The sequence below is a fragment of the uncultured Algoriphagus sp. genome (assembly GCF_963974835.1).
Classification (GTDB): Bacteria; Bacteroidota; Bacteroidia; order Cytophagales; family Cyclobacteriaceae; genus Algoriphagus.
The window spans coordinates 46,157-71,600 of the sequence record NZ_CAXBET010000001.1; the positions used below are offsets into that span (position 1 = coordinate 46,157).

The following is a 25,444-nucleotide window of genomic DNA, read 5'->3' on the forward strand; positions in this document are numbered from 1 at the left end:
CTCGTTCTTTTTTAAAAGCTGAAAATATTAAAATATTACTTAGAGTAAAGTTCGACAATGAGTTGCTCCTTGATATTCTCAGGAATATCATCTCTGCCTGGAACACTGACGAATTTGCCGGTCAATGATGTGCCTTCCCACTCTAACCAGGAATATTTATTAGCACCTCTACCTGCTAAGCTACTAGTGATTGCTTCTAGAGACTTGGATCTTTCTCTTACAGAAACTACATCACCTGGCTTAAGTGTAAACGAAGGAATATTAACCACCTCACCGTTTACAAGCACATGCTTGTGGGAAACTAGTTGCCTAGCACCTCTTCTGGTAGGGGAAATTCCCAATCTATATACCGTGTTGTCCAATCTAGCTTCCAAAAGCTGAAGAAGGTTCTCTCCGGTGATTCCAGTTTTTCTGGAAGCAATATCAAACATCTTCGCGAATTGTCTCTCCAATACTCCGTAGATGTATTTTGCTTTTTGCTTCTCAGCAAGTTGGATTGCGTATTCAGATTGCTTTTTTCTTCTACCTCTTCCGTGCATGCCAGGAGGGTAGTTTTTCTTTGCAAGTGCTTTGCTATGTCCTTCTATAGCTTCGCCGAATTTTCTGGCAATCTTTGCTTTAGGACCTGTATATCTAGCCATTGTATTACAATTTTATAATTAAACTCTTCTACGCTTAGGAGGACGACAACCGTTGTGCGGCATTGGAGTCACATCGATGATCGTAGTCACGTCCAATCCTACATTTTGCAATGTTCTGATCGCTGATTCACGACCAGATCCCGGACCTTTTACAAATACTTCGATTTTTCTCAAACCTAAGTCATATGCTACCTGTCCACAGTTTTGCGCCGCCATTTGAGCTGCGTAAGGAGTATTTTTCTTTGAACCTCTGAAACCCATTTTACCGGCAGAAGCCCAAGATATTACTTGACCTGCATTGTTGGTAAGAGAGATGATGATGTTGTTGAAGGATGCTCTGATGTGAGCTTGACCTACAGCTTCAACCTTTACTACTCTTTTTTTACCCTTTGCTTTATCGTTTCTTTTCTGAGCCATAATCTAAATCAGGTTTTATTTAGTTGCCTTCTTCTTGTTAGCAACTGTTTTTCTCTTACCCTTCCTTGTTCTGGCGTTGTTCTTGGTGTGCTGACCACGAACTGGAAGTCCTTTTCTGTGTCTCAAACCTCTATAGCAACCAATATCCTGTAGTCGCTTGATGTTCAACTGGATCTCTGACTTTAATACACCTTCGGTTCTGAATTCTTCAGCAATAATGTTACGGATAGCAGTTGACTCATCGTCGTCCCACTCACCTGCTTTTTTATCGAAAGAGATACCGGCCTTGGTCAGGATAGCTTTGGCTGCAGATCTACCTATTCCGAAGATATAGGTAAGACCGATTACGCCACGCTTATTGTCTGGTATGTCTACACCTGCAATTCTAGCCATAATTTAACCTTGTCTTTGTTTAAACTTAGGATTCTTCTTATTGATGACATACAATACCCCTTTTCTACGGATAAGCTTGCAGTCAGCACTTCTTTTTTTGATAGATGTTTTTACTTTCATCTCAGTCTTATTTATATCGATATACAATTCTGCCTTTACTCAAATCATAGGGAGACAGTTCCAATTTAACTCGATCACCAGGAAGAATTTTTATATAATTCATCCTCATCTTACCAGATATGTGGGCGATCAGTTGATGTCCATTCTCTAGTTCCACTTTGAACATCGCATTAGACAATGCCTCTTTAATCGTACCGTCTTGCTCTATTGATGTTTGCTTGGCCATATTAGAATTTAAAATTCTCTTCTATGTATTTATGAGATGTTAACACCTCTGTTCTATCTTCAAATATCGCTACTGTATGCTCATAATGTGCTGAAGGCTTTCTATCCGCAGTACGAATAGTCCAACCATCCCGCTCTTGTACAATATTTCGTGTACCTAGATTGATCATGGGCTCAATGGCGATCACCATTCCGTCTTTCAGTAATGGACCGCTTCCCTTCTTTCCGTAATTGGGAACTTCTGGCCCTTCATGTAGATTTCTACCTAATCCATGTCCGACTAGCTCTCTGACTACCGTGTAGCCTTTAGCCTCTACAAACTTTTGGATGGAATTACCTATATCACCTATCCGCTTTCCAAAAACAGCTTGCTCAATTCCAATGTAAAGTGAATCTTTGGTGGCCTTTAATAATGCTTTTAAAGCAGGAGAGACCTCACCAATAGGGTACGTATAAGCGGAATCGCTATGAAAACCTTGGTGAAAGACTCCACAATCTACTGAGATTATATCGCCATCTTTCAATTCATATTCACTGGGAAAACCATGTACAACTACTTCATTCACAGAAATACATAGTGAAGCAGGAAATCCATTGTAACCCTTAAATGAAGGTACGCCGTGATGATCCCTGATAAACTCCTCAGCAACTTTGTCTAGAAAAGAGGTCTTTACCCCTTCCTTGATATGTTTCGCTACTTCCCCGTGGGCTTTCGCTAGTATATCGGCACTTTCTTTTATTAACTTAACTTCTTCCGAAGTCTTGTAATTAATCATCTTAGGCAACTTGGTAATTAGAAGGGTTATTCTTCACATTACCACTTTTCATCATACCTTCGTAGTGTCTCATTAACAGGTAACTTTCGATTTGTCTCAATGTATCCATGATTACCCCTACCATAATTAGTAAAGAAGTACCACCATAGAACTGAGCAAACTCACCACCCACGCCGGATATAATCGCAAGAGCAGGAAGAATAGCTACCGCAGCTAAGAGAATAGATCCCGGAAGTGTAATCTTCGAAATGATTCCGTCGATAAATTCCGATGTAGGTGCTCCTGGCTTAATACCGGGAACAAATCCTCCATTTCTCTTCATGTCTTCAGCTATCTGCTCAGGGTTAACTGTAATCGCAGTATAGAAGAAAGTGAAAAGAATGATCATCAGTGCGAAAAGCAAATTGTATTGCCATGATGTGAAGTCACTGAACGTAGCACCAATATAATTGGCAATGTCATTCTCAGATGCCCAGATCTGCGCAATAAGAGCCGGTACGAACATCAAAGATTGGGCAAAGATAATTGGCATAACTCCGGAAGCATTTACCTTGATAGGTATGTACTGTCGCTGACCGCCATACACTTTACCGCCTACTACTTGCTTAGCATACTGTACAGGAATTCTTCTGGTAGCTTCTGTCAAGGCAATCACCCCAACCACTACAAAGAACAATACAGCAGCCTCGATAAGAAGAAGCAACATTCCTGAGGTACCTTTCTCAAGCCCCTCCGCTATGATAGCTCCAGGGAATCTTGATATAATACCAATCATAATAAGCATTGAGATACCGTTACCTATACCTTTTTCTGTGATTTTCTCTCCTAGCCACATGCAAAACATGGTGCCGGCAGAAAGTAAAACCAAAGAACTAAACATAAATAAGGTTGAGCTAACCATCACTGCTCCAGTAGGCATAATAGTAGCGGACACATATCCAATACCTTGTGCTATTGTAATTAGGATAGTCAAAACCCGAGTGATCTGGTTGATTCTTTTTCTACCAGATTCACCCTCTTTTTGCATCTTCTGAAAATATGGTACTCCGACAGTCAATAACTGCAACACAATGGAAGCAGATATGTAAGGCATAATGCCCAGACCGAAGATAGACGCGTTACTGAACGCTCCACCTAGGAAGGTATCTATCAATCCAAATATTCCTTCAGGAGCCCCATCCAAACGAGAAGGATCAACACCTGGAAGAACTATGAACGACCCTAATCTGAATATGATCAAAAATCCGATCGTATTCATGATTCTAACTCTAAGGTCTTCGATAGAGAAAATGTTCTTAACTGTCGAAATAAACTTTTTCATTAAATTAAATTGTGTTTACCGTTCCACCCGCCTTCTCAATAGCTGCAGAAGCAGATGCGGAGAATTTGTGAGCGGTTACGTCTAATTTGGACTTCAATTCACCTCCACCGAGGATTTTGATTTTGTCATTCTTAGAAGCAATACCATGAGAAACCATAGCTTCCATGTTTACTACTTCAAGATTGTATTGCTCGGCAAGGCTTTGCAATGTATCCAAATTTACTGGTTTGAACTCAATACGGTTCAAGCTTTTGAATCCAAATTTAGGAACTCTTCTCTGAAGTGGCATTTGACCACCTTCAAAACCTAGTTTAGACTTATAACCTGACCTTGATTTAGCTCCTTTGTGACCTCTTGTAGAAGTACCACCTCTACCTGAACCTGTACCTCTACCAATTCTCTTGCGGTTTTTGGTAGATCCTTCAGCTGGTGTTAATGTATGCAGTTTCATAATTAAGCTTCCTCCACTTTTACAAGGTGATTAACTTTATTTACCATACCTGCAATCTGTGGCGTATTCTCTACGGTCACTGATTTGCTGATGCGACCCAGACCAAGAGCAGTAATAGTTGCTTTTTGATCTTTTGGTCTATCAATGGTACTTTTCGTTTGCGTGATTTTGATCTTAGCCATGATAATTATCCGTTAAATACTTTAGACATTTTAACGCCTCTCTGTTGTGAAACAGCGATAGCATCTCTTAGCTGAACCAAAGCTTCAATAGTAGCTTTAACCACGTTATGAGGGTTGGATGATCCTTTGGACTTAGCTAGTACGTCTGTTACGCCTGCACTCTCCAAAACTGCCCGCATTGCACCACCTGCGATAACGCCTGTACCTGCTGCTGCTGGCTTGATCAAAACGAATCCTCCTCCGAATTTACCAATTTGCTCGTGAGGGATAGTTCCCTTTAAGATTGGCACTTTCACCAAATTCTTTTTTGCATCTTCGATACCCTTAGTGATTGCATCTGTTACCTCATTGGCTTTACCCAATCCGTAACCGACAACACCTTGGCCATCTCCTACTACAACTATTGCAGAAAAAGAGAATCTTCTACCACCTTTTACCACTTTGGCTACTCGGTTGATAGCTACTACTTTTTCTTTTAAATCTGTATCTGTAGCCCTGATAGGCTTTCTTCTTAGTTGAGACATAGCTTATTAAAATTTAAGGCCTCCTTCTCTGGCACCTTCTGCCAAAGCTTTCACATTCCCATGATACAAGTAGCCATTTCTGTCAAATACTACGGAATCTACTCCGTTTGCAACAGCTCTTTCCGCAAGTTTCTTACCTACTTCTTTGGATACTGATACATTAGTGTTAGCCTTTGCTCCCAATTCTTTGGAAGAAGCCTGGGCTACAGTCTGACCTTTAAGGTCATCAATAAGCTGCGCATATATGCCAGTATTGCTTTTGAAAACTGACAAACGAGGTCTGGAATCTGTACCGGAAATTTTCCTTCTGATACCCTGCTTGATTCTAAGTCTTCTGGAATTCTTGTTAAATGCCATAACCTATTATTTTTTACCGGCAGTCTTACCAGCCTTACGTCTAACTTGTTCACCAATGAAGCGCACACCTTTTCCTTTGTAAGGTTCAACCTTACGAAGTGATTTGATTTTTGCAGCAACTTGACCAATCAATTCTTTATCAATTGACTCCAAAGTAATGATTGGATTTTTACCTTTAGGAGTTTCCGTCTTCAACGATACCTCTTCAGGCAGCGCAAAGTAGATATTGTGAGAATAACCAAGATTCAATTCGAGAATCTGACCTTGGTTAGAAGCCTTATAACCTACACCCACAAGCTCCAAATCTTTCTTATATCCTTCAGAAACGCCGATCACCATATTGTTGATCAGAGATCTGTAAAGACCATGAATAGACTTGTGTCTTTTGGAATCGGTAGGACGCGCAACAACTATTTCGTTGTTTTCTACTTTCACCTGAATATCGGGATTCACATCCTGAACCAGAGTACCCTTAGGACCTTTAACAGTCACAGTTCCATGAGCTGTGACGTCTACAGTAACACCGCCGGGTATATTTATTGATTTTTTACCTATTCTAGACATGATAGTAAATTAGTATACGTAGCAAAGAACTTCTCCACCTACACCTTCAGTGCGGGCTTCTTTGTCTGTCATCACACCCTTAGAGGTGGAAACGATTGCTATCCCAAGGCCGTTGATTACTCTTGGAAGCTCCGTATGTTTCACATATTTTCTCAAACCTGGCGTACTAACTCTCTTCAAGCTTACGATAGCGTTTTGCTTTGTAACAGGGTTGAACTTCAGAGCAATTTTGATGGATCCCTGAGGACCGTTTTCTTCAAACTTGTAATTCTGAATGTATCCTTTGTCGTGCAATACTTTTGTAATCTCTTTCTTGATGTTAGAAGCAGGGATTTCTACGATTCGGTGAGAAGCCTTGATGGCATTTCTCAACCTAGTCAGATAATCAGCTATTGGATCAGTCATTGTATTTATAGTCTAGCTACACCCGTTTTGGGCGTGCAAAGTTACGAATTGATTTTTATAATAAAAACTACTGTCGTTATTTTACCAGCTGGACTTAGTGACTCCAGGGATTTTGCCTGCTGAGGCCATTTCTCTGAAGGTTACCCTGTTGATACCGAACTTTCTCATGTAGCCTTTAGGGCGACCAGTAAGTTTACATCTGTTGTGCAGTCTTACCGGTGATGCGTTCTTTGGCAATTTATCAAGTGCTTCATAATCTCCGGCTGCTTTCAGCGCGGCTCTTTTATCAGCATACTTGGCTACCAGACGCTCTCTTTTTCTCTCACGAGCTTTGATTGACTCTTTTGCCATAACTATTCTTCTTTAGTTTTTTTAACGAAAGGCATTCCGAAAGCCTTAAACAATTCAAGACTCTCCTCATCTGTTTTAGCAGAAGTGACGAATGTGATATCCATTCCAGAGATTCTGTTTACTTTCTCAATGCTGATCTCAGGGAAGATAATTTGCTCTTGCACACCTAGTGTGTAATTACCTCTTCCGTCAAAACCTTTATCAGAAATACCTTTGAAATCTCTTACACGTGGAAGTGCGATTGTGATCAAACGGTCTAGGAATTCATACATTGTCTGTCCTCTCAAAGTAACTTTGGCTCCGATAGGCATTCCTTCTCTCAACTTAAAGTTGGATACAGAAGTCTTTGCAATAGTAGATACTGCTCTCTGACCAGTGATCAAAGAAAGCTCCTCTACACCTTGGTCAACCAATTTCTTATCCGCTACAGCTGCACCGATACCTTTATTGAGTACGATCTTCTGTAACTTAGGAACTTGCATTATTGAAGAGTATTGGAATTTCTCTTTCAAGGCAGGGACGATTTCGTCCACGTATTTTTGCTTGATTCTTGGATTAGCCATTGATCACCTCCCCAGTTTTCTTAGAGTATCTTACTAATTTACCATTTTCACCTGCCTTGCGACCTGTTCTAGTGGCTTCACCAGATTTAGGATCTACAAGCATAAGGTTACTAATATGCACGGAAGCTTCTTTCTTATCAATGCCACCTTGTGGCTTAGCAGCAGTAGGCTTTACGTGTTTAGTGATCATGTTAAGACCCTCAACGATTGCTCTACTTTTTTGCTTATCTACGGAAAGTACTTTTCCTGTTTTGCCTTTGTCATCACCTGCGATAACCTTAACGGTGTCACCGGTTTTGATATGAAGCTTTGTTTGCTTGTTCATTTTTCTTTCCATGATTACAATACTTCAGGAGCCAATGAAACGATTTTCATAAACTGCTTCTCTCTCAACTCTCTAGCCACTGGGCCGAAGATTCGTGTGCCTCTTGGCTCATCGTTGTTGTTCAATAACACAGCTGCGTTATCCTCGAAGCGAATATAAGAACCGTCTTTTCTTCTTATTTCTTTACGAGTACGCACGATAACCGCTCTTGACACGGTACCCTTTTTCATGCTGCTGGAAGAAAGCGCTGATTTTACTGTCACTACGACTTTATCGCCGATGGAAGCATATCGCTTTTTGGTTCCTCCCAATACGCGGATCACTAGTACCTCTTTGGCACCAGAGTTATCCGCTACGCTTAGTCTTGATTCTTGTTGGATCATAATTACTTAGCCCTTTCAATAATTTCAACTACTCTCCAACGCTTGTTTTTACTCAGCGGACGAGTTTCGCTTATTTTCACGAGGTCACCTGGGTTACACTCGTTGGTCTCGTCATGAGCCATAAATTTGGTTGTTTTGGCAACAAACTTACCATAGATAGCGTGCTTAACGCGACGTTCTACTGCTACAGTAATGGACTTATCCATCTTGTTACTTACCACCTTACCAACTCTTTCTTTTCGAAGATTTCTCTCTGTCGTAGCCATAATCTTTTTTTTAGCTAGTTATTTGGCAGCCAATGCAGTCTTTAATCTTGCGATAAAGCGCTTGGTCTCGCGGATTCTGTTCGGATTCTCTATAGGAGATATCGAGTGCGCAAACCTAAGTTTGGTTAGATTCTCCTGCTCAGCGACTAGTCGCTCGGCGATTTCACTGTTTGAAAGTGAATTGATCTCAGTATTTTTCATAGTGCTTATAATTCAGCGTAATCTCTACGAACAACAAATCTGGTGCTTACAGGCAATTTCTGCTGTGCAAGTCTCAACGCCTCCTGAGCTGTCTCCAGGCTCACGCCTGTAGCTTCGAAAAGGATCGTTCCTGGCTTGATAACGGCCACCCAATACTCAGGAGCACCTTTACCTTTACCCATACGAACCTCTGCGGGCTTTTTAGTGATAGGCTTGTCAGGGAAAATTCTGATCCAAACCTGTCCTTCTCTTTTCATTGCTCTCGTCATAGCGATACGAGCTGCCTCGATCTGACGGGATGTGATCCATCCTGGCTCAAGGGATTTGATGCCAAAGTTGCCGAAAGAAAGCGTGTGCCCTCTTTGTGCAATGCCTTTGACACGGCCCTTTTGCATTTTCCTATATTTAGTTCTTTTTGGCTGTAACATGAGTTCTCACTTATGGGTGAAAATTAGTTATTTCTTTTTCTTCGTCTTGGACCGTCATTTCTCTTAGGGCCTGCATTACGAGCACCTTTTGGCTCATTAGCTGCACCTTGATTAGGAGAAAGGTCTCTTTTACCGTACACTTCACCTTTGAAGATCCATACTTTGATTCCGATAAGTCCGTAAACCGTAAGGGCTTCTGACAATGCGTAATCAATATCTGCTCTCAACGTGTGAAGAGGAATTCTTCCTTCTTTGTACATTTCAGAACGGGCCATTTCGGCTCCGCCTAGACGTCCAGAAAGTTTAACTTTAATTCCCTCCGCTCCCACTCTCATGGATGCTGCTATAGCTTGCTTCATAGCTCTTCTGAAAGAAATTCTTGCTTGAAGCTGCTGAGCGATTGATTCACCTACCAATTTCGCATCCAACTCAGGACGCTTGATCTCGAAGATATTAATCTGAATATCCTTATTGGTGATATTCTTAAGCTCTTCTTTCAGTTTATCTACTTCGGCTCCACCTTTACCAATTACAACACCTGGACGGGCAGTATGTATCGTAAGAGTGATTCTTTTAAGCGTACGCTCAATAATCACTTTAGAAATACCTCCCTTAGGAATTCTGGCAAGGACGTACTTACGGATTTTTTGATCTTCGTGCAGTTTTTCAGCGAAGTCTTTCCCACCGTACCAGTTGGAATCCCAGCCTTTGACTACACCAAGTCTAAATCCTATTGGGTTGATCTTTTGTCCCATAGTCTGTTCTTAATTTGCCTTTTCGTTTGTTTCTACTACATCAGCGGTAACAGCCTCTTCATTGAAAGAATCAACAATTAGGGTTACATGATTTGATCTCTTGCGGATTCTGTGTCCTCTACCTTGAGGAGCTGGTCTTAATCTCTTAAGAGATCTTCCTTCATCCACCATTACAGTTTTGATGAAAAGGTCAGCTTCTTCCAATTTGGCATCAGGGTTTTTCGCCTGCCAGTTGGCTATAGCGGAAAGCAACAACTTCTCAAGTCGAATAGCTCCATGGTTAGGAGTGAATTTCAATATGCTAAGTGCCAATCCTACTCTCTTGCCTCTGACAAGGTCAGCCACAAGGCGCATCTTACGCGGAGATGTAGGGACATTATTTAATTTTGCTAATGCTTCCATGATTATCTCTTTCCTTTATCTTTTTTGGCAATGTGGCCTCTGAAATTTCTGGTAGGAGCAAATTCACCTAGCTTATGACCTACCATGTTGTCTGTTACAAATACTGGAATGAATTTATTCCCATTATGCACAGCGAAGGTATGTCCTACGAAATCCGGAGAAATCATTGATTTTCTTGACCAAGTCTTGATTACCGATTTCTTTCCTGATTCGTTCTGAGCATCCACTTTCTTCACAAGATGGTGCTCGATATAAGGACCTTTTTTTAATGAACGTGCCATAATTATTTAGATCTTTTGCTTACGATGAACTTGTTTGAATACTTCTTAGGAGATCTTGTTTTCTTTCCTTTAGACAATAGACCTTTTCTAGATCTAGGATGTCCTCCAGAAGAACGACCTTCACCACCACCCATCGGGTGATCTACTGGGTTCATTGCTACACCTCTTACACGAGGACGAGCTCCGAGCCATCTCTTACGACCGGCTTTACCCAATACTACGTTCATGTGATCACCATTGGAAACAGTTCCAACAGTTGCCATGCACGTATTTAGTACAAGTCTCATCTCACCAGATGGAAGTTTTACTGTCACGTATTTCCCGTCACGGGCTACGATCTGTGCATAACCTCCAGCACTTCTTACCATTGCGGCACCTTTTCCAGGCTTCAATTCCACACAGTGTACAATAGTACCCATAGGAATACTTGCTACTGGCATTGCGTTACCCACTTCTGGAGCAACTTGCTCACCGGAAATCACTGTCTGTCCTACTGACAAACCTTCCGGGGCGATAATGTAGGCCTTAGCACCATCTGCGTAATATAGTAGGGCGAGACGTGCCGTTCTGTTTGGATCATACTCAATAGCTTTCACCACTGCAGGTACACCAAACTTGTTTCTTTTGAAGTCTACGATACGTAGTCTTCTCTTATGACCACCACCGATATTGCGGACAGTCATTTTGCCTTCATTATTTCGTCCACCTGACTTCTTGATAGGAGTAAGAAGAGATTTCTCCGGCTTTGACGATGTAATCTCGTCAAATGCTGGGGCTACTCTGAATCTTGTCCCTGGAGTTACAGGCTTCAACTTTTTAATTGCCATGATATAGATTCAATTAAATTTCTCCGTAAAAATCAATCACTTCACCATCGGCTACTTGCACGATTGCTTTCTTGAAAGCGTTGGTAAAGCCTGAAACCACTTTAGCTTTGGTGTATCTTGATTTATGCTTTGCAGCATATCTGATGGTCCTGATAGAAACCACTTTCACACCAAACGTTTTTTCTACAGCAAGTTTGATTTCTGGTTTCTTCGCAGTTTTCTCCACGATGAATCCATAAACGCCTCTTTCGTTCATGGCAGAAATCTTTTCTGTAATTAAAGGCTGCTTTAGAATATCCATTGTCTTATTTCGATAAAATGGTTTCCAACTTACTAAGAGAACCCTCGCAGATCACTAGGTGATCAGCATTAAGTACTTGGTAAGTATTTACATCATTTACAGTCACAACTTTTGCCTTTGGCAAGTTTCTGCTGGAAAGGAAAACGTTAGTATTTTCCTCAGGAAGTACTAGTAACGTCTTCTTATCTCCTAGAGATAATCCATTAAGCAGTGCCATGTAGCTTTTAGTTTTTGGAGAGTCAAATGAAATGCTTTCCAATACTGACAAGCTGTTATCTTTCACTTTATAAGCAAGTGCAGATTTTCTGGCTAGTTGTTTTACCTTTTTATTCAATTTGAAAGAATAGTCTCTTGGCTGCGGGCCAAATACTCTTCCTCCTCCTCGGAATAGTGGCGACTTGATAGATCCAGCACGTGCACTACCAGTGCCCTTTTGCTTCTTGATCTTACGAGTAGAGCCAGCTATCTCATTTCTCTCTTTAGACTTGTGCGTACCTTGTCTTTGGTTAGCCAAGTACTGCTTTACATCAAGGTAGATCGCGTGATCGTTAGGTTCGATTGCGAAGATCTCATCAGACAAGCTGATTTTTCTACCTGTGTCTTCTCCTTTTTGATTAATTACTGCTAATTCCATGGCTTACTTCTCTAGAATAACGAAAGAATTTTTAGGACCAGGTACAGAACCAGAAACCAATAGTAGGTTTTTGTCAGCATAGATTTTCAACACTCGAAGGTTAACCACCTTTACTCTGTCTCCGCCCGTTCTACCAGCCATTCTCATTCCTTTGAATACTCTGGATGGCCAAGAACATGCACCAATTGAACCTGGGTGTCTGCCTCTGTTATGCTGACCGTGAGTTTGTCCACCCACACCTGCAAAACCATGACGTTTTACTACACCCTGGAATCCTTTACCTTTTGAAGTTCCGATAGCATCTACGAAGTCACCTTCGATAAATACTTCACCAGCCTTCACTGTAGCTCCTAGATTAACCTGGCCTTCAAACTCGACCCGGAACTCTCTGAACTCAACAACTTTGCGCTTTGGTGTTGTACCAGCCTTTTTAAAATGACCGATCAATGGTTTTGGCGTATTTTTCTCTTTACGCTCACCATAAGCCAACTGCACTGCGTTGTACCCGTCTGTCTCAACGTTTTTTACTTGCGTCACTACACAAGGACCAGCTTCTATTAGCGTGCATGCGACGTTACGTCCATCGGCACTGAAAATGCTAGTCATTCCTACTTTTCTACCTATTATACCAGACATCTTTTATAAGATAATATAATAACCCACAAGCATTTACCTGCCGGGGCTCCTTTTAAAGGACTGCAAAGTTACTGAAATAAAATTCTGCAACAAATCCCAAATCCTAAATTTTCAATGTATTACAAAATATTTCACCTCTGACTCAGGCATTTATAACCTTTGAAAGGCACCTACTCAGAAATGGCACAAAAAAAACCTGCTCCGAAGAGCAGGTCTCTTTTATCTCAATCCAATTTCATCAAACTTTGATCTCTACATCAACTCCACTTGGAAGCTCGATTTTCATCAAAGCATCTACAGTTTTAGAAGAGTTAGAGTAGATATCCACCAATCTCTTATAAGTACAAAGTTGGTACTGATCTCTGGCTTTTTTACTTACGTGTGGAGATTTCAACACTGTGAATTTCTCCTTTTTAGTAGGCAATGGAATTGGCCCTACTACTACTGCGCCAGTGGCTTTCACTGCCTTTACAATCTTCTCTGATGACTTATCCACCAGGCTGTGATCGTATGATTTTAGTTTTATTCTGATTTTCTGATTCATCGCAAATATTATTTAGTCCTTCTGACCTTTTACTGTAGCAATTACACCTTCGGCAATGTTGTTAGGCACTGACTCATAGTGAGAGAATGTCAATGAAGCTGTAGCTCTACCAGATGTGATAGTTCTTAGATCAGTAATATAACCGAACAACTCAGACAATGGTACAGATGCTTTGATTACAGAAGAGGTACCCTTAGTATCCATTCCTTTCATCAAACCTCTTCTTCTGTTCAGGTCACCAGTGATTGGACCAGTGTACTCATCAGGAGAAACTACATCTACTGCCATGATCGGCTCAAGTAATTGAGGCTTACATCTTTTCGCTGCTTCTTTGAAACCAAGTCTAGCTGCCAATTCGAAGGAAAGGGCATCAGAATCGACATCGTGGAATGAACCATGGAACAATCTTACTTTCATAGATTCGATAGGATATCCAGCCAATGGACCATTTTTCATGGACTCAGCAAATCCTTTCTGGATCGAAGGAATAAATTCCTTAGGAATTACACCACCGACAATCGCATTCACAAAGTCAAGTCCTGGTTTGATCTCACCGGTTTCCGGATCTGGATCTCTAGGGCTAAGTTCAAATGAAATGTCAGCAAATTTACCTTTACCACCTGTCTGCTTCTTGTAAACTTCTTTGTGCTCGTATGAACCAAACAAAGCTTCTTTATATGCAACCTGAGGAGCACCTTGGTTGATCTCAACCTTAAATTCTCTCTTAAGACGGTCGATGATAATATCGAGGTGAAGCTCACCCATACCTCTCAAGATAGTCTGACCAGTTTCGTGATCTGTGTTTACTTGAAGTGTAGGATCTTCTTCTACTAGTTTAGCGATTGCCATACCTAGTTTATCTACGTCTGCCTGAGTTTTAGGCTCGATAGCATATCCAATAACTGGCTCAGGGAATACCATGGATTCAAGAACTACTTTACGTTTTTCGTCGCAAAGTGTATCACCAGTTTTGATATCTTTAAAGCCTACCACTGCACCAATATCTCCAGCTCTAAGCGCGTCGATTTGGTTTTGCTTGTTAGCATGCATTTGGAATACTCTAGAGATACGCTCTTTATTTCCAGAACGGCTATTGAATACATAAGAACCGGAATTCAGAATTCCAGAATATGCTCTTACGAAACAAAGACGGCCTACAAATGGATCTGTGGCGATTTTGAAAGCAAGACCTGCAAATGGCTCAGTTTCATCAGGAGAGATTCTTACATCTTTTTCCTCATCATCAAGATCGTGCGCAATGATATCGTCCTTGTCCATAGGAGAAGGAAGCAATTCCATTACTAGATCAAGCATAGTCTGAACGCCTTTATTTTTGAATGAAGATCCGCATACCATTGGTACAATCTTCATGTCAATTACTGCTTTTCTCAAAGCTGTAAGGATTTCTTCTTCAGTGATTGAATCAGAATCTTCGAAGAATTTCTCCATCAAAGACTCATCGTAATCTGCAACTGCTTCAAGAAGATACTCTCTGTATTCAGCTACCTCATCAATCATATCTTCCGGAATAGGAACTTCTTCGAAAGTCATTCCGAAATCATCCTCGTTCCATACGATTGCTCTGTTGTTGATCAAATCAACTACACCTCGGAATCTATCTTCAGCACCGATTGGAAGTTGCAAAGGAACAGCGTAGCTGCCTAGCATTTCTTTTACCTGCTTACAAACCTCAAGGAAGTTTGCACCAGCACGGTCCATTTTATTTACGAAACCAATACGTGCAACTTTATAGTTATCCGCAAGTCTCCAGTTTGTCTCGGACTGTGGCTCTACGCCATCTACAGCACTAAACAAAAATACCAATCCATCGAGAACACGTAGTGATCTGTTTACCTCTACAGTAAAATCAACGTGACCGGGAGTATCGATGATGTTGATTTGATATTTTTTGTCTCTGTAATTCCAAAAAACGGTAGTAGCAGCAGAAGTAATAGTAATACCTCTCTCTTGCTCCTGAGCCATCCAGTCCATGGTGGCTGCACCGTCGTGAACCTCACCTATTTTGTGAGATACGCCCGAATAAAAAAGAATCCGTTCTGTCGTAGTCGTTTTACCGGCATCAATGTGCGCGGCGATACCAATATTTCTGGTAAGTGTTAAATCTCTTTTAGCCATATTGATTAAAATCTAAAATGTGAGAATGCTTTGTTGGCCTCAGCCATTCTGTGCGTATCATCTTTCTTCTTCACTCCGGCACCTTCGCCTTTGGAAGCAGCGATAATTTCACCAGCAAGTCTGTCCATCATTGTTTTCTCACCTCTTCTTCGGGCGTAGCTGATCATCCATTTAATTCCTAGGGCAATCTTTCTGTCAGGTCTGACTTCCATTGGAACCTGGAATGTAGCACCACCAACTCTACGACTCTTCACCTCAACGGATGGAGAAATATTGTTTAGCGCTTTTTTCCAAACTTCAAGACCATTCTCACCTACCTTGGATTCTACCTTTTCTACTGCATCGTAGAAAATTCTGTAAGCAATACTCTTCTTCCCATCTACCATTAGATTGTTCACGAATCTAGTTACTAGCGTATCGTTGAACTTTGGATCAGGAAGAATATATCTCTTCTTTGGTTTCGCTTTTCTCATTTTTTCTAAATGTTTTTATTATTTTTTCTTTGCCGGAGCAGCTGGGGCACCCTTGCCTGCTTTCGGTCTTTTAGCACCATACTTAGAGCGACCTTGCTTACGGTCTTTTACTCCTGCGGTATCTAGTGCACCACGGATGATGTGATACCTCACACCTGGAAGATCTTTCACACGACCACCTCTGATCAAGACGATCGAGTGCTCTTGTAGATTGTGACCTTCTCCAGGAATATAAGCATTCACTTCTTTTCCGTTTGTCAATCTCACCCTCGCCACTTTCCTCATTGCAGAGTTTGGCTTCTTAGGGGTTGTAGTGTATACTCTGGTACAAACTCCTCTTCGCTGTGGACATGCATCCAAAGCTCTTGATTTTGATTTGGTTTCCAGTGTAGTTCTACCTTTTCGTACTAACTGTTGAATAGTAGGCATTAACTGATAAAATTTAGTTTTCCCGTAAACTGTTAAATTTTGGACTGCAAAGGTAAACAAAGTAATAAGAGTAACAAAGCTAAGCAGTTATATTTTTGCTAAGCCTCTCCCGGAGTTCCAAAGCTAATAGGAAACTGCGGTGCTCCTCCCGATTGGTTGATCTTTCCGAAAGCTGCTTCATACTTCTCTATATTGTCCTTTAGAGCTGAAAGCAGACGCTTCGCATGGTCTGGAGTCACTATAATCCGCGATTTAACTTTTGCTTTGGGCACACCCGGCATCAAGCGAATGAAATCAATCACAAATTCCGAATTAGAATGTGCGATCATTGCCAAATTAGAATAAACTCCCTCAGCTACGTCTTCTGATAGCTCAACATTAATCTGCTGATCTCCTTTTTTTTGTCCGTTGTCGTCTTGCATGGTTTGTATTGTTTTTATTTACATTGATGCCATTGGCCAAAATCCCTTTGCTCACTGGGTCGGATGACCGAAGACGGGTGACCGAAGTGGCCTCAATTTCCTTGTTAACCTAATCCTATAATGCTTTTGTCTCTTTACTGTTAATAAAGAGATTAACTATCTATAATGACTTCAATAGCCTTCCCTTGTTTATTAAGTTGGAAATCTAGTTCCAGAAATGATATATCACCTGTGTTCTCTGCGTAAAACTCTGTGATCACCGCGGTTACTAAAGATATTCATAAAAAAGGCCTGTCGTGAAACAGGCCTTTAGAATTAATTTACTAGAATATTACAGGATTGCTTCACTGGATCTTTTAGTGCTGCGCTCCATATTTTCAGAAAGTTTGTCATACTCATCCTGAGATCCTACGATCACTGGCTGCAATCTTCTCTGGCCAGTACCGGCTGGAATCAAGTGACCAACGATTACGTTTTCTTTCAGACCTTTCAACTCATCACGTTTACCTCTAATCGCTGCTTCTGAAAGCACCTTAGTAGTTTCCTGGAAGGACGCTGCAGAGATAAATGACTCAGTACCCAAAGATGCCGCAGTGATTCCTTGTAAGGTAGGCTTAGAAACCGCAGTTTCAGCATCACGAACTTGTACCAACTTAAGATCTTTACGCTTCAAGCTAGAATTCTCATCTCTTAATCTTCTTGCAGAGATAATCATTCCTGGCTTCAATGTAGAAGAATCTCCAGCATCCATAACCACTTTGCGGTCTAGAATATTGTCATTCTCTTCTCTGAAAGCCCACTTATCTACAACTTGGTTTTGAAGGAATCCAGTATCACCAGCATCAAGGATTTCAACTTTCTGCATCATCTGAGATACGATTACCTCGATGTGCTTATCGTTGATTTTCACACCCTGAAGACGATATACTTCCTGGATTTCATTTACCAAGTACTCTTGAACAGCAGTTGGGCCTTTGATAGACAAGATATCGTTAGGAGTGATCGCTCCATCAGAAAGTGGTTCACCAGCTCTGATAAAGTCATTCTCCTGAACTAAGATATGCTTAGAAAGAGATACCATGTATTTCTTAATCACACCATCTTTAGATTCGATGATGATCTCTCTGTTACCTCTCTTGATACCACCATAAGTTACTACACCATCGATTTCAGAAACAACAGCCGGGTTGGATGGATTTCTTGCTTCGAATAATTCTGTAACCCGTGGAAGACCACCTGTAATATCTCTTGTCTTACCAACAGATCTTGGGATTTTCACCAAAATCTGACCAGATCTTACTTTATCACCCGCTTCAATTGCTAAGTGTGCACCTACAGGAATGTTATATCCTTTAGACTCTTCACCATAGTTTACAATGATTGCAGGATTTTTAGTTCTATCCTTTGTATCGATAATTACTTTCTCACGGAAACCAGTCTGATCATCAGACACTTCCTTATAAGTAACACCTTCAACAATTGCTTCAAACTCAATCTTACCGTCGAATTCAGAAAGGATAACAGCGTTATATGGATCCCACTTACACAAAGTCTGACCTTTAGATACTTTCTCTCCATCCTTTACATTTACAATAGAACCATAAGGAGCGTGGTTAGATACAAAGGTCTTTCCTGTCTTAGGATCATTGATCTTGATTTCGCCAGATCTACCCATGACCACCGTCACCGGCTCGCCATCTTTATTGGTAGTCTCAATCAATCTTAATTCGTCATCAAATTCAACTACACCTTCGAACTTCGCAATTACACTGGCTTCTACAGCCATGTTTGATGCGGTACCACCTACGTGGAATGTTCTTAGTGTAAGCTGAGTTCCAGGTTCACCAATAGACTGCGCTGCGATAACACCTACGGATTCCCCTTCCTGTACCATGTGACCTGATGTTAAGTTTCTACCATAACATTTACCACAAACACCTCTACGGGTTTCGCAAGTCAACACAGATCTGATCTCAACTTCGTCAATTCCAGACTCATCTATCAATTTCGCAACCTCATCATCGATTTCAAGACCTGATTCTACAATCAATTCATCTGTTTGTGGATGGAATATATCATGTACAGATACTCGTCCGAGAATTCTTTCAGAAAGAGGCTCAACGATTTCGTCATTGTCTCTCAACGGTTGAACAAGTAAACCTCTCAAGCTACCACAATCATCTTCTGTAACGATCATATCTTGAGCTACATCCACTAGACGTCTGGTTAGGTAACCAGCATCAGCTGTTTTCAATGCAGTATCGGCAAGACCTTTACGTGCACCGTGAGTTGAGATAAAGTACTCCAATACATCCAGACCTTCTTTGAAGTTGGAAAGAATTGGGTTTTCGATGATTTCACCTACAGAACCCTGAAGGTTTTTCTGAGGCTTAGCCATCAATCCTCTCATACCACCCAACTGACGGATCTGCTCCCTGGAACCACGGGCTCCCGAGTGCATCATCATGTAGATGGCATTGAATCCTTGCTTATCTTCTTCCATCTGCTTCATCAGATTATTAGTCAGATGAGAGTTGGTACGAGTCCAGATATCAATTACTTGGTTATATCTTTCGTTGTCTGTAATCAGACCCATTCTATAGTTATTCCAAACCTCATCGACCTCTTCTTTCGCTTTGGAAATCATTGGTTCTTTTTCTTCCGGAATAATTACGTCATTAAGTCCCATAGACAAACCGCCTTTATAGGCCATTTGGAATCCTAGGTGCTTGATGTCGTCTAAGAACTGGGCAGTACGGGCCATTCCACAAACTTTAACCACTTTAGCAATAATCTGCTGAAGTTTTTTCTTGGTCAAAAGTTCGTTTACATAACCTACTTCTTTTGGAACAAACTGATTGAATATCAAACGACCTGCAACAGTCTCGATGATCTGATCCTTGTAACCACCATCTTCGGTTCTTAGCTGCACTTTACACTTGATATTTGCATGCTTGGAGATTTGCTCCTCGTTCATTGCAATAATCACTTCTTCTACACTATAGAAAGTCATTCCTTCACCTGGAACAGGCTCTTCAGGAGTTGACTTCTTACCCTTGGTCACGTAGTACAGACCCAACACCATATCCTGAGAAGGTACAGTAATTGGTGCTCCGTTAGCAGGGTTTAGAATGTTATGTGAAGAAAGCATCAAAGTAGAAGCTTCCAAGATTGCTTCATGTCCAAGAGGTACGTGAACAGCCATCTGGTCACCATCAAAATCGGCGTTGAATGCTGTACATACTAATGGGTGTAGCTGGATAGCTTTTCCTTCAATAAGTTTTGGTTGGAAAGCTTGGATACCCAATCTGTGAAGAGTAGGAGCACGGTTAAGGAGCACTGGGTGTCCTTTTAGTACATTTTCCAAAATATCCCAAACTACTGGATCTTTACGATCCACAATTTTCTTAGCTGACTTAACTGTCTTAACAATACCTCTTTCGATCAGTTTTCTGATGATAAAAGGTTTGAAAAGCTCAGCCGCCATATTTTTAGGAAGACCACACTCGTGAAGCTTTAACTCTGGTCCTACCACGATCACAGAACGACCGGAGTAATCCACACGCTTACCGAGCAAGTTTTGACGGAATCGACCTTGCTTACCTTTCAACATATCGGAAAGGGATTTCAAAGCACGGTTTCCATCAGATCTTACCGCATTTACTTTTCTAGAGTTATCGAATAGAGAATCTACAGCTTCCTGAAGCATTCTTTTTTCGTTTCTCAAAATTACCTCTGGAGCTTTGATATCGATCAATCTCTTCAGACGGTTGTTTCTGATAATTACTCTTCGATAAAGGTCATTCAAATCAGAAGTAGCGAAACGACCACCATCCAAAGGAACCAATGGACGCAATTCCGGTGGAATCACAGGAACCATACGAACTACCATCCACTCAGGGCGGTTTTCAATTCTAGTTCTTGCATCACGGAATGCTTCTACTACCTTAAGTCTCTTAAGTGCTTCTGCTTTTCTCTGCTGAGAAGTATCAGTTGCAGCTTGGTGACGAAGAGAGTAAGAAAGGTCATCCAGATCAATTCTTGCCAATAGCATCTCCAAAGCTTCAGCACCCATTTTGGCGATGAATTTATTTGGATCTTCATCGTCAAGCATATGATTTTCCTTAGGAAGCTTGTCCATGATATCCAAGTATTCATCTTCAGTCAAGAAGTCCAAATACTGAACTCCTTCTTCTGCCTTGATACCTGGCTGAACAACAGCATAACGCTCGTAATAAACAATCTGATCAAGCTTCTTAGTTGGAAGACCAAGTAGATAACCGATTTTATTAGGAAGAGATTTGAAATACCAAATGTGAGCGACTGGTACTACCAGTTCGATGTGCCCCATTCTCTCTCTTCTTACTTTCTTTTCTGTAACCTCTACACCGCAGCGATCACAGATAATACCTTTATACCTGATGCGCTTGTACTTGCCACAATGACACTCCCAATCCTTTACAGGACCAAATATTCTCTCACAGAACAAACCACCCATTTCAGGCTTGTAGGTTCTATAATTGATGGTCTCTGGCTGGGTCACTTCACCGTTTGAGCTATCCAGAATAGATTCTGGGGAAGCCAAACTGATGGTGACTCTGGAAAAATCATTGTTAAGTTTTTTATTTTTTCTGAACGCCATAGTTTTTTGAAAGATATGTAAAGGGCTCTTGCGAGCCCATTCGCTTTATTAATCTAGGGTAATTTCAAGAGCCAAACCTCTTAATTCATGAACCAGTACGTTGAATGATTCAGGAATATTAGGCTTAGGAAGGTTTTCACCTTTCACAATCGCTTCGTAAGCTTTTGCTCTACCAATTACGTCATCAGACTTCACTGTCAGGATTTCCTGAAGTACGTGTGATGCACCGAATGCCTCAAGTGCCCAAACTTCCATTTCTCCAAAACGCTGTCCACCAAACTGAGCTTTACCACCCAATGGCTGCTGCGTGATCAAAGAGTATGGACCGATTGAACGTGCGTGCATCTTATCATCTACCAAGTGGCCCAATTTCAGCATGTATGCGATACCTACTGTAATTGGCTGATCGAATTTAACACCTGAAAGACCATCGTATAGATAAGTACGTCCATAAGCTGGTAGACCTGCCAATTCCAATTCGTGAGACACTTCTTCCATAGAAGCACCATCGAAGATTGGTGTAGCATATTTCTTATCCAGTTTCTGACCTGCCCAAGCCAATACAGTTTCAAAGATCTGTCCGATGTTCATACGAGAAGGTACACCTAGTGGATTCAATACGATATCCATTGGAGTTCCATCCTCAAGGAATGGCATATCCTCGTCTCTTACGATTCTAGCAACGATACCTTTGTTACCGTGACGACCAGCCATTTTATCACCTACTTTAAGCTTACGCTTTTTAGCGATGTATACTTTGGCAAGTTGTACGATACCAGCAGGAAGCTCATCACCAACCTCAAGAGTAAATCTTTCTCGTTTGAAAGTACCACTAATCTCATTTCGAGAGTTAACGAAGTTTTTCACAAGTTGAGAAATTAACCCATTAACGTGTTCGTCATTGGTCCAATCATCAAGAACGATATCAGATATTAGGTTAGCCTCTTCTGGAACATTATAGTTACTCTCATCTCTGTAAGGATTCTTAGCAGGGAAAAGGTTGTTTTCAATGTTTTTAGCATTAAACTTCTGTCCTTTAGTGATGATCTCATCCCCAAACTTATGCTTAACACCTTGGGAAGTTTTGCCATCAAGAATAGTGACCATCTTATTGATCATTCTCGCTCTAATCGCCAAAAGATCCTTAGAATATCTAGACTTAAGTTTTTCTACTTCAGCCTTAGACTTAGCTCTTACGTCTTTATCCTTCTTAGGTCTAGCGAAAAGCTTAGTCTCTATAACCACACCGTTCAATGAAGGTGAAGCTTTCAATGAAGCATCCTTCACATCACCCGCTTTATCACCGAAGATTGCTCTAAGCAATTTCTCTTCCGGAGTCGGATCAGTTTCACCTTTAGGAGTGATCTTACCGATGATAATATCTCCTTCTTTTACTTCAGCTCCAATTGCGATGATTCCGTGCTCATCAAGATTCTTAACGGCTTCTTCAGAAACGTTAGGAATTTCAGAGGTCAATTCTTCTTCACCTCTCTTCGTATCACGAACTTCCAACTGGAATTCTTCTACGTGGATAGAAGTAAAGATATCTTCTCTAACTACTCTCTCGGAGATTACGATGGCATCCTCAAAGTTGTATCCTTGCCAAGGCATGTATGCCACTTTCAAGTTTTTACCTAGTGCTAGCTCACCGTTATTTGTAGAGTAACCTTCAACTAGTACTTGACCTTTTTTCACTTTCTGGCCTTTCAGCACCAAAGGAGTAAGGTTGATTGTAGTATCCTGGTTTGTTCTTCTGAATTTGATCAAGTCATAAGACTTGTATTCGTCTGTGAAATTCACCAAAAGCTCATCGTCAGTCAAATCGTATTTAATGACAATTTTCTTAGCATCCACATAATCCACTACACCATTTGCTTCCGCAATGATCAGTGATCGAGAATCCACAGCAGCTTTTCCTTCAAGACCAGTACCTACGATAGGTGCTTCAGCTTTTAACAAAGGAACTGCCTGACGTTGCATGTTTGATCCCATCAAAGCACGGTTCGCATCATCATGCTCCAAGAATGGAATCAATGATGCGGCAACAGATACAATTTGATTAGGAGCAACGTCCATATAGCTGATCTCAGATGGTTCCAATACAGGGAAATCACCTTCGAATCTTGCTTTTACTTTCTCATTCACAAAATTGCCAGACTCATCCAATGGAGCATTTGCCTGTGCAATATTATGGTTGTCTTCTTCTTCAGCTGTAAGGAAAAGGATATCGTCAGCTTTCATGCTTACTTTACCATCTTTAACCTTACGATATGGAGTTTCAAGGAATCCCATAGAATTCACTTTTGCGTGAACGCAAAGAGAGGAAATCAAACCAATGTTTGGTCCTTCCGGAGTTTCAATTGTACACAGACGACCGTAGTGCGTATAGTGAACATCTCGAACCTCAAATCCTGCTCTCTCTCTAGAAAGACCCCCTGGACCCAAAGCCGAAAGTCTTCTCTTATGAGTCAACTCCGCCAATGGATTGGTTTGATCCATGAACTGAGAAAGTTGGTTTGTTCCAAAGAATGAATTGATCACCGAAGAAAGTGTACGGGCGTTGATCAAATCGACTGGTTTAAAGTCTTCATTGTCACGAACGTTCATTCTTTCACGGATCGTTCTAGCCATTCTAGCCAAACCTACACCGAATTGGCTGTAAAGCTGCTCGCCCACAGTTCTTACACGTCTATTGCTTAAGTGGTCAATATCATCGACTACAGCCTTAGAATTAATAAGTCCAATAAGGTATTTTACGATGTTGATAATATCTTCCTTAGTAAGGACGATTTTCTCAGAATCGATGTCAAGACCTAGTTTCTTGTTGATTCTATAACGACCAACTTCACCTAGATCATAACGCTTGTCAGAGAAGAATAAGCTATGAATTACCTCACGAGCTGTAGACTCATCAGGTGCTTCAGTATTTCTCAACTGACGGTAGATAACCTCTACTGCCTCTTTTTCGGAGTTAGAGCTATCTTTTTGTAATGTATTATAGATGATAGAGTAATCAGCAACGTTCACATCTTCTCTATGGAGAATGATGCTCTTCGATCCTGAATCCAAAATCATTTCAATATCTTCATCTGTAAGTACAGTATCACGCTCAAGCAATACTTCATTTCTGTCAATAGAAACTACCTCACCAGTATCTTCATCTACGAAATCTTCTACCCATGTTCTAAGAACCCTTGCAGCTAGTTTACGACCAGCTACTTTTTTCATCGCGCTCTTAGTGGCATTAACTTCTTCAGATAGACCGAACAAGTCGAGAATATCTTTGTCAGAGCCATACCCAATTGATCTCAGCAAAGTGGTTACTGGAAATTTCTTCTTACGGTCGATATAGGCATACATGACATTATTAATGTCAGTCGCAAATTCAATCCAAGAACCTTTGAAAGGGATAATTCTGGCAGAGTAAAGTTTCGTACCATTTGTGTGCTTGCTCTGAGCAAAGAACACTCCTGGAGAACGGTGAAGTTGTGAAACAATAACTCTTTCCGCACCATTAATTACAAATGACCCCTTCTCGGTCATGTATGGAAGATTACCTAAGAATACTTCTTGCTCAATCGTTTCGAAATCTTCATTATCCTCGTCATGGCAAAGTAGTCTCAACTTTGCTTTCAACGGTACAGAGTAGGTCAAGCCACGGTCAATGCATTCGCCCACAGAATATTTCGGTGGATCTACTGCGTAATCAATGAATTCAAGAGTGAAATTCTCTCTGGAGTCACTGATTGGGAAGTTTTCTGCGAATACTTTAAATAAACCGTCTGCCCGGCGTTTTTCTGCAGGAGTATCCAGTTGAAAAAAGTCTTTGAATGACTGCAACTGAATATCTAGAAAATCCGGATAGCTTTTGACCACCTTAATGGAGGAGAAACTTTTCCTTTCGGTTTGATTCTTGATAGCCAAGGTAGTGTATGTTTATGGTGAAATGTTGATATCGGAATAATCTTATTTCCGATTAGAATAATGCAATTTTAAACCTGTGCATAAACAGGAAAAGACCTGACTAAAATAGTCAGGTCTTAGGCTTGAACCCCAACCTAGCAGTTGC

Annotated in this window: 34 protein-coding genes; all 34 read right to left on the reverse strand. The window is 41.0% G+C overall.

The genetic code is table 11. The annotated features are described in order from the left end of the window. Positions 1-35 precede the first annotated feature (35 nt). Positions 36-641, reverse strand: coding sequence for a 30S ribosomal protein S4 (gene rpsD, locus AACZ73_RS00230; protein ID WP_339874406.1), 606 nt, complete (start codon positions 639-641; stop codon positions 36-38). 18 nt (positions 642-659) lie between these two features. Next, positions 660-1,058 (reverse strand): 30S ribosomal protein S11, encoded by a 399-nt coding sequence (gene rpsK / locus AACZ73_RS00235; RefSeq protein WP_057939435.1) that lies wholly within the window; start codon positions 1,056-1,058, stop codon positions 660-662. Positions 1,059-1,073: 15 nt separating this feature from the next. Next, positions 1,074-1,451, reverse strand: a complete 378-nt coding sequence (gene rpsM / locus AACZ73_RS00240; RefSeq protein ID WP_091692107.1) for a 30S ribosomal protein S13 — start codon at positions 1,449-1,451, stop codon at positions 1,074-1,076. A 3-nt stretch (positions 1,452-1,454) separates the two neighbouring features. Continuing rightward, positions 1,455-1,571 carry a 50S ribosomal protein L36 gene (gene rpmJ, locus AACZ73_RS00245; RefSeq protein WP_082632371.1) on the reverse strand — a complete coding sequence of 39 codons (117 nt, stop codon included), beginning with the start codon at positions 1,569-1,571 and terminating at the stop codon, positions 1,455-1,457. A 7-nt stretch (positions 1,572-1,578) separates the two neighbouring features. Next, a complete protein-coding gene (gene infA, locus AACZ73_RS00250) occupies positions 1,579-1,797 on the reverse strand; it encodes a translation initiation factor IF-1 (protein ID WP_057939437.1) in 219 nt (72 codons plus the stop codon). A gap of 1 nt (position 1,798) precedes the next feature. Further along, positions 1,799-2,572, reverse strand: a complete 774-nt coding sequence (gene map / locus AACZ73_RS00255) for a type I methionyl aminopeptidase (RefSeq protein ID WP_339874408.1) — start codon at positions 2,570-2,572, stop codon at positions 1,799-1,801. A 1-nt stretch (position 2,573) separates the two neighbouring features. After that, on the reverse strand, positions 2,574-3,893 hold the full coding sequence (secY, locus tag AACZ73_RS00260; RefSeq protein WP_339874409.1) for a preprotein translocase subunit SecY: 1,320 nt from the start codon (positions 3,891-3,893) through the stop codon (positions 2,574-2,576). Between the two features lie 4 nt (positions 3,894-3,897). Beyond that, positions 3,898-4,344, reverse strand: a complete 447-nt coding sequence (rplO, locus tag AACZ73_RS00265; protein WP_339874410.1) for a 50S ribosomal protein L15 — start codon at positions 4,342-4,344, stop codon at positions 3,898-3,900. Between the two features lie 2 nt (positions 4,345-4,346). Continuing rightward, a complete protein-coding gene (gene rpmD / locus AACZ73_RS00270) occupies positions 4,347-4,526 on the reverse strand; it encodes a 50S ribosomal protein L30 (RefSeq protein ID WP_057939441.1) in 180 nt (59 codons plus the stop codon). Positions 4,527-4,531: 5 nt separating this feature from the next. Continuing rightward, complete coding sequence (rpsE, locus tag AACZ73_RS00275; RefSeq protein WP_310108611.1) at positions 4,532-5,050, reverse strand: 30S ribosomal protein S5; 519 nt, start codon at positions 5,048-5,050, stop codon at positions 4,532-4,534. A 6-nt stretch (positions 5,051-5,056) separates the two neighbouring features. Beyond that, on the reverse strand, positions 5,057-5,407 hold the full coding sequence (rplR, locus tag AACZ73_RS00280) for a 50S ribosomal protein L18 (RefSeq protein ID WP_310108608.1): 351 nt from the start codon (positions 5,405-5,407) through the stop codon (positions 5,057-5,059). 6 nt (positions 5,408-5,413) lie between these two features. After that, a complete protein-coding gene (rplF, locus tag AACZ73_RS00285; protein WP_339874413.1) occupies positions 5,414-5,971 on the reverse strand; it encodes a 50S ribosomal protein L6 in 558 nt (185 codons plus the stop codon). Between the two features lie 9 nt (positions 5,972-5,980). After that, positions 5,981-6,376: a 30S ribosomal protein S8 gene (gene rpsH, locus AACZ73_RS00290; protein ID WP_057939445.1), complete on the reverse strand. Its 396-nt coding sequence runs from the start codon at positions 6,374-6,376 to the stop codon at positions 5,981-5,983. Positions 6,377-6,457: 81 nt separating this feature from the next. Continuing rightward, positions 6,458-6,727 (reverse strand): 30S ribosomal protein S14, encoded by a 270-nt coding sequence (gene rpsN, locus AACZ73_RS00295; protein ID WP_086539683.1) that lies wholly within the window; start codon positions 6,725-6,727, stop codon positions 6,458-6,460. Between the two features lie 2 nt (positions 6,728-6,729). After that, the gene (rplE, locus tag AACZ73_RS00300; protein ID WP_339874414.1) at positions 6,730-7,290 is read right to left on the reverse strand and encodes a 50S ribosomal protein L5; all 561 of its coding nucleotides are present in this window, start codon (positions 7,288-7,290) and stop codon (positions 6,730-6,732) included. Further along, the gene (gene rplX, locus AACZ73_RS00305; RefSeq protein ID WP_339874416.1) at positions 7,283-7,627 is read right to left on the reverse strand and encodes a 50S ribosomal protein L24; all 345 of its coding nucleotides are present in this window, start codon (positions 7,625-7,627) and stop codon (positions 7,283-7,285) included. The genes rplE and rplX overlap by 8 nt, the downstream gene beginning before the upstream one ends. A gap of 2 nt (positions 7,628-7,629) precedes the next feature. Further along, positions 7,630-7,998: a 50S ribosomal protein L14 gene (gene rplN / locus AACZ73_RS00310; protein ID WP_086500285.1), complete on the reverse strand. Its 369-nt coding sequence runs from the start codon at positions 7,996-7,998 to the stop codon at positions 7,630-7,632. 2 nt (positions 7,999-8,000) lie between these two features. After that, complete coding sequence (gene rpsQ / locus AACZ73_RS00315) at positions 8,001-8,264, reverse strand: 30S ribosomal protein S17 (RefSeq protein WP_339874417.1); 264 nt, start codon at positions 8,262-8,264, stop codon at positions 8,001-8,003. Between the two features lie 18 nt (positions 8,265-8,282). Then, positions 8,283-8,465, reverse strand: a complete 183-nt coding sequence (rpmC, locus tag AACZ73_RS00320) for a 50S ribosomal protein L29 (protein WP_086500279.1) — start codon at positions 8,463-8,465, stop codon at positions 8,283-8,285. A gap of 5 nt (positions 8,466-8,470) precedes the next feature. Beyond that, positions 8,471-8,893 (reverse strand): 50S ribosomal protein L16, encoded by a 423-nt coding sequence (gene rplP / locus AACZ73_RS00325; protein WP_086500277.1) that lies wholly within the window; start codon positions 8,891-8,893, stop codon positions 8,471-8,473. A gap of 23 nt (positions 8,894-8,916) precedes the next feature. Further along, positions 8,917-9,648: a 30S ribosomal protein S3 gene (gene rpsC, locus AACZ73_RS00330; protein WP_057939453.1), complete on the reverse strand. Its 732-nt coding sequence runs from the start codon at positions 9,646-9,648 to the stop codon at positions 8,917-8,919. A 9-nt stretch (positions 9,649-9,657) separates the two neighbouring features. Further along, the gene (rplV, locus tag AACZ73_RS00335) at positions 9,658-10,050 is read right to left on the reverse strand and encodes a 50S ribosomal protein L22 (protein ID WP_339874419.1); all 393 of its coding nucleotides are present in this window, start codon (positions 10,048-10,050) and stop codon (positions 9,658-9,660) included. Positions 10,051-10,052: 2 nt separating this feature from the next. Next, positions 10,053-10,331 (reverse strand): 30S ribosomal protein S19, encoded by a 279-nt coding sequence (gene rpsS / locus AACZ73_RS00340; RefSeq protein ID WP_057939455.1) that lies wholly within the window; start codon positions 10,329-10,331, stop codon positions 10,053-10,055. A gap of 2 nt (positions 10,332-10,333) precedes the next feature. Then, the gene (gene rplB, locus AACZ73_RS00345) at positions 10,334-11,158 is read right to left on the reverse strand and encodes a 50S ribosomal protein L2 (RefSeq protein WP_339874420.1); all 825 of its coding nucleotides are present in this window, start codon (positions 11,156-11,158) and stop codon (positions 10,334-10,336) included. Between the two features lie 13 nt (positions 11,159-11,171). Next, positions 11,172-11,459: a 50S ribosomal protein L23 gene (rplW, locus tag AACZ73_RS00350; RefSeq protein WP_111611451.1), complete on the reverse strand. Its 288-nt coding sequence runs from the start codon at positions 11,457-11,459 to the stop codon at positions 11,172-11,174. A gap of 4 nt (positions 11,460-11,463) precedes the next feature. Further along, positions 11,464-12,093: a 50S ribosomal protein L4 gene (rplD, locus tag AACZ73_RS00355; RefSeq protein WP_339874421.1), complete on the reverse strand. Its 630-nt coding sequence runs from the start codon at positions 12,091-12,093 to the stop codon at positions 11,464-11,466. Between the two features lie 3 nt (positions 12,094-12,096). Further along, complete coding sequence (gene rplC / locus AACZ73_RS00360; protein ID WP_339874423.1) at positions 12,097-12,729, reverse strand: 50S ribosomal protein L3; 633 nt, start codon at positions 12,727-12,729, stop codon at positions 12,097-12,099. 238 nt (positions 12,730-12,967) lie between these two features. After that, positions 12,968-13,273, reverse strand: a complete 306-nt coding sequence (gene rpsJ, locus AACZ73_RS00365; RefSeq protein WP_008203035.1) for a 30S ribosomal protein S10 — start codon at positions 13,271-13,273, stop codon at positions 12,968-12,970. A 12-nt stretch (positions 13,274-13,285) separates the two neighbouring features. Then, positions 13,286-15,409, reverse strand: a complete 2,124-nt coding sequence (gene fusA, locus AACZ73_RS00370) for an elongation factor G (protein ID WP_339874425.1) — start codon at positions 15,407-15,409, stop codon at positions 13,286-13,288. Positions 15,410-15,414: 5 nt separating this feature from the next. Further along, positions 15,415-15,882, reverse strand: coding sequence for a 30S ribosomal protein S7 (rpsG, locus tag AACZ73_RS00375; RefSeq protein ID WP_146918534.1), 468 nt, complete (start codon positions 15,880-15,882; stop codon positions 15,415-15,417). Positions 15,883-15,900: 18 nt separating this feature from the next. Beyond that, positions 15,901-16,311, reverse strand: a complete 411-nt coding sequence (gene rpsL / locus AACZ73_RS00380; RefSeq protein ID WP_084118526.1) for a 30S ribosomal protein S12 — start codon at positions 16,309-16,311, stop codon at positions 15,901-15,903. 98 nt (positions 16,312-16,409) lie between these two features. After that, the gene (locus AACZ73_RS00385; protein ID WP_339874429.1) at positions 16,410-16,733 is read right to left on the reverse strand and encodes a DUF3467 domain-containing protein; all 324 of its coding nucleotides are present in this window, start codon (positions 16,731-16,733) and stop codon (positions 16,410-16,412) included. A 331-nt stretch (positions 16,734-17,064) separates the two neighbouring features. Continuing rightward, positions 17,065-21,375 carry a DNA-directed RNA polymerase subunit beta' gene (gene rpoC / locus AACZ73_RS00390; protein WP_339874431.1) on the reverse strand — a complete coding sequence of 1,437 codons (4,311 nt, stop codon included), beginning with the start codon at positions 21,373-21,375 and terminating at the stop codon, positions 17,065-17,067. Positions 21,376-21,423: 48 nt separating this feature from the next. Beyond that, positions 21,424-25,299, reverse strand: a complete 3,876-nt coding sequence (gene rpoB / locus AACZ73_RS00395; RefSeq protein WP_339874433.1) for a DNA-directed RNA polymerase subunit beta — start codon at positions 25,297-25,299, stop codon at positions 21,424-21,426. Positions 25,300-25,444: the final 145 nt, after the last annotated feature.

What these genes read in the sequence shown, in the direction of transcription:
- rplE (WP_339874414.1), bottom strand. Translation starts at nt 7,290, where the DNA reads ATGGCTAATCCAAGAATCAAGCAAAAATACGTGGACGAAATCGTCCCT.
- map (WP_339874408.1), bottom strand. Translation starts at nt 2,572, where the DNA reads ATGATTAATTACAAGACTTCGGAAGAAGTTAAGTTAATAAAAGAAAGT.
- rpsH (WP_057939445.1), bottom strand. Translation starts at nt 6,376, where the DNA reads ATGACTGATCCAATAGCTGATTATCTGACTAGGTTGAGAAATGCCATC.
- rplB (WP_339874420.1), bottom strand. Translation starts at nt 11,158, where the DNA reads ATGGCAATTAAAAAGTTGAAGCCTGTAACTCCAGGGACAAGATTCAGA.
- rpoC (WP_339874431.1), bottom strand. Translation starts at nt 21,375, where the DNA reads ATGGCGTTCAGAAAAAATAAAAAACTTAACAATGATTTTTCCAGAGTC.
- rplW (WP_111611451.1), bottom strand. Translation starts at nt 11,459, where the DNA reads ATGGATATTCTAAAGCAGCCTTTAATTACAGAAAAGATTTCTGCCATG.
- rpsL (WP_084118526.1), bottom strand. Translation starts at nt 16,311, where the DNA reads ATGCCTACTATTCAACAGTTAGTACGAAAAGGTAGAACTACACTGGAA.
- rpmC (WP_086500279.1), bottom strand. Translation starts at nt 8,465, where the DNA reads ATGAAAAATACTGAGATCAATTCACTTTCAAACAGTGAAATCGCCGAG.
- rplR (WP_310108608.1), bottom strand. Translation starts at nt 5,407, where the DNA reads ATGGCATTTAACAAGAATTCCAGAAGACTTAGAATCAAGCAGGGTATC.
- rplX (WP_339874416.1), bottom strand. Translation starts at nt 7,627, where the DNA reads ATGGAAAGAAAAATGAACAAGCAAACAAAGCTTCATATCAAAACCGGT.
- rplN (WP_086500285.1), bottom strand. Translation starts at nt 7,998, where the DNA reads ATGATCCAACAAGAATCAAGACTAAGCGTAGCGGATAACTCTGGTGCC.
- AACZ73_RS00385 (WP_339874429.1), bottom strand. Translation starts at nt 16,733, where the DNA reads ATGCAAGACGACAACGGACAAAAAAAAGGAGATCAGCAGATTAATGTT.
- rplD (WP_339874421.1), bottom strand. Translation starts at nt 12,093, where the DNA reads ATGGAATTAGCAGTAATTAATCAAAAAGGAGAAGACACAGGTAGAAAA.
- rpsE (WP_310108611.1), bottom strand. Translation starts at nt 5,050, where the DNA reads ATGTCTCAACTAAGAAGAAAGCCTATCAGGGCTACAGATACAGATTTA.
- rpmD (WP_057939441.1), bottom strand. Translation starts at nt 4,526, where the DNA reads ATGGCTAAGATCAAAATCACGCAAACGAAAAGTACCATTGATAGACCA.
- rpsN (WP_086539683.1), bottom strand. Translation starts at nt 6,727, where the DNA reads ATGGCAAAAGAGTCAATCAAAGCTCGTGAGAGAAAAAGAGAGCGTCTG.
- rplP (WP_086500277.1), bottom strand. Translation starts at nt 8,893, where the DNA reads ATGTTACAGCCAAAAAGAACTAAATATAGGAAAATGCAAAAGGGCCGT.
- rpsK (WP_057939435.1), bottom strand. Translation starts at nt 1,058, where the DNA reads ATGGCTCAGAAAAGAAACGATAAAGCAAAGGGTAAAAAAAGAGTAGTA.
- fusA (WP_339874425.1), bottom strand. Translation starts at nt 15,409, where the DNA reads ATGGCTAAAAGAGATTTAACACTTACCAGAAATATTGGTATCGCCGCG.
- rpsC (WP_057939453.1), bottom strand. Translation starts at nt 9,648, where the DNA reads ATGGGACAAAAGATCAACCCAATAGGATTTAGACTTGGTGTAGTCAAA.
- rplC (WP_339874423.1), bottom strand. Translation starts at nt 12,729, where the DNA reads ATGTCTGGTATAATAGGTAGAAAAGTAGGAATGACTAGCATTTTCAGT.
- rpsQ (WP_339874417.1), bottom strand. Translation starts at nt 8,264, where the DNA reads ATGGCTACGACAGAGAGAAATCTTCGAAAAGAAAGAGTTGGTAAGGTG.
- rpsJ (WP_008203035.1), bottom strand. Translation starts at nt 13,273, where the DNA reads ATGAATCAGAAAATCAGAATAAAACTAAAATCATACGATCACAGCCTG.
- rplF (WP_339874413.1), bottom strand. Translation starts at nt 5,971, where the DNA reads ATGTCTAGAATAGGTAAAAAATCAATAAATATACCCGGCGGTGTTACT.
- rpsG (WP_146918534.1), bottom strand. Translation starts at nt 15,882, where the DNA reads ATGAGAAAAGCGAAACCAAAGAAGAGATATATTCTTCCTGATCCAAAG.
- rpsD (WP_339874406.1), bottom strand. Translation starts at nt 641, where the DNA reads ATGGCTAGATATACAGGTCCTAAAGCAAAGATTGCCAGAAAATTCGGC.
- rplV (WP_339874419.1), bottom strand. Translation starts at nt 10,050, where the DNA reads ATGGAAGCATTAGCAAAATTAAATAATGTCCCTACATCTCCGCGTAAG.
- rpmJ (WP_082632371.1), bottom strand. Translation starts at nt 1,571, where the DNA reads ATGAAAGTAAAAACATCTATCAAAAAAAGAAGTGCTGACTGCAAGCTT.
- rplO (WP_339874410.1), bottom strand. Translation starts at nt 4,344, where the DNA reads ATGAAACTGCATACATTAACACCAGCTGAAGGATCTACCAAAAACCGC.
- infA (WP_057939437.1), bottom strand. Translation starts at nt 1,797, where the DNA reads ATGGCCAAGCAAACATCAATAGAGCAAGACGGTACGATTAAAGAGGCA.
- rpsM (WP_091692107.1), bottom strand. Translation starts at nt 1,451, where the DNA reads ATGGCTAGAATTGCAGGTGTAGACATACCAGACAATAAGCGTGGCGTA.
- secY (WP_339874409.1), bottom strand. Translation starts at nt 3,893, where the DNA reads ATGAAAAAGTTTATTTCGACAGTTAAGAACATTTTCTCTATCGAAGAC.
- rpsS (WP_057939455.1), bottom strand. Translation starts at nt 10,331, where the DNA reads ATGGCACGTTCATTAAAAAAAGGTCCTTATATCGAGCACCATCTTGTG.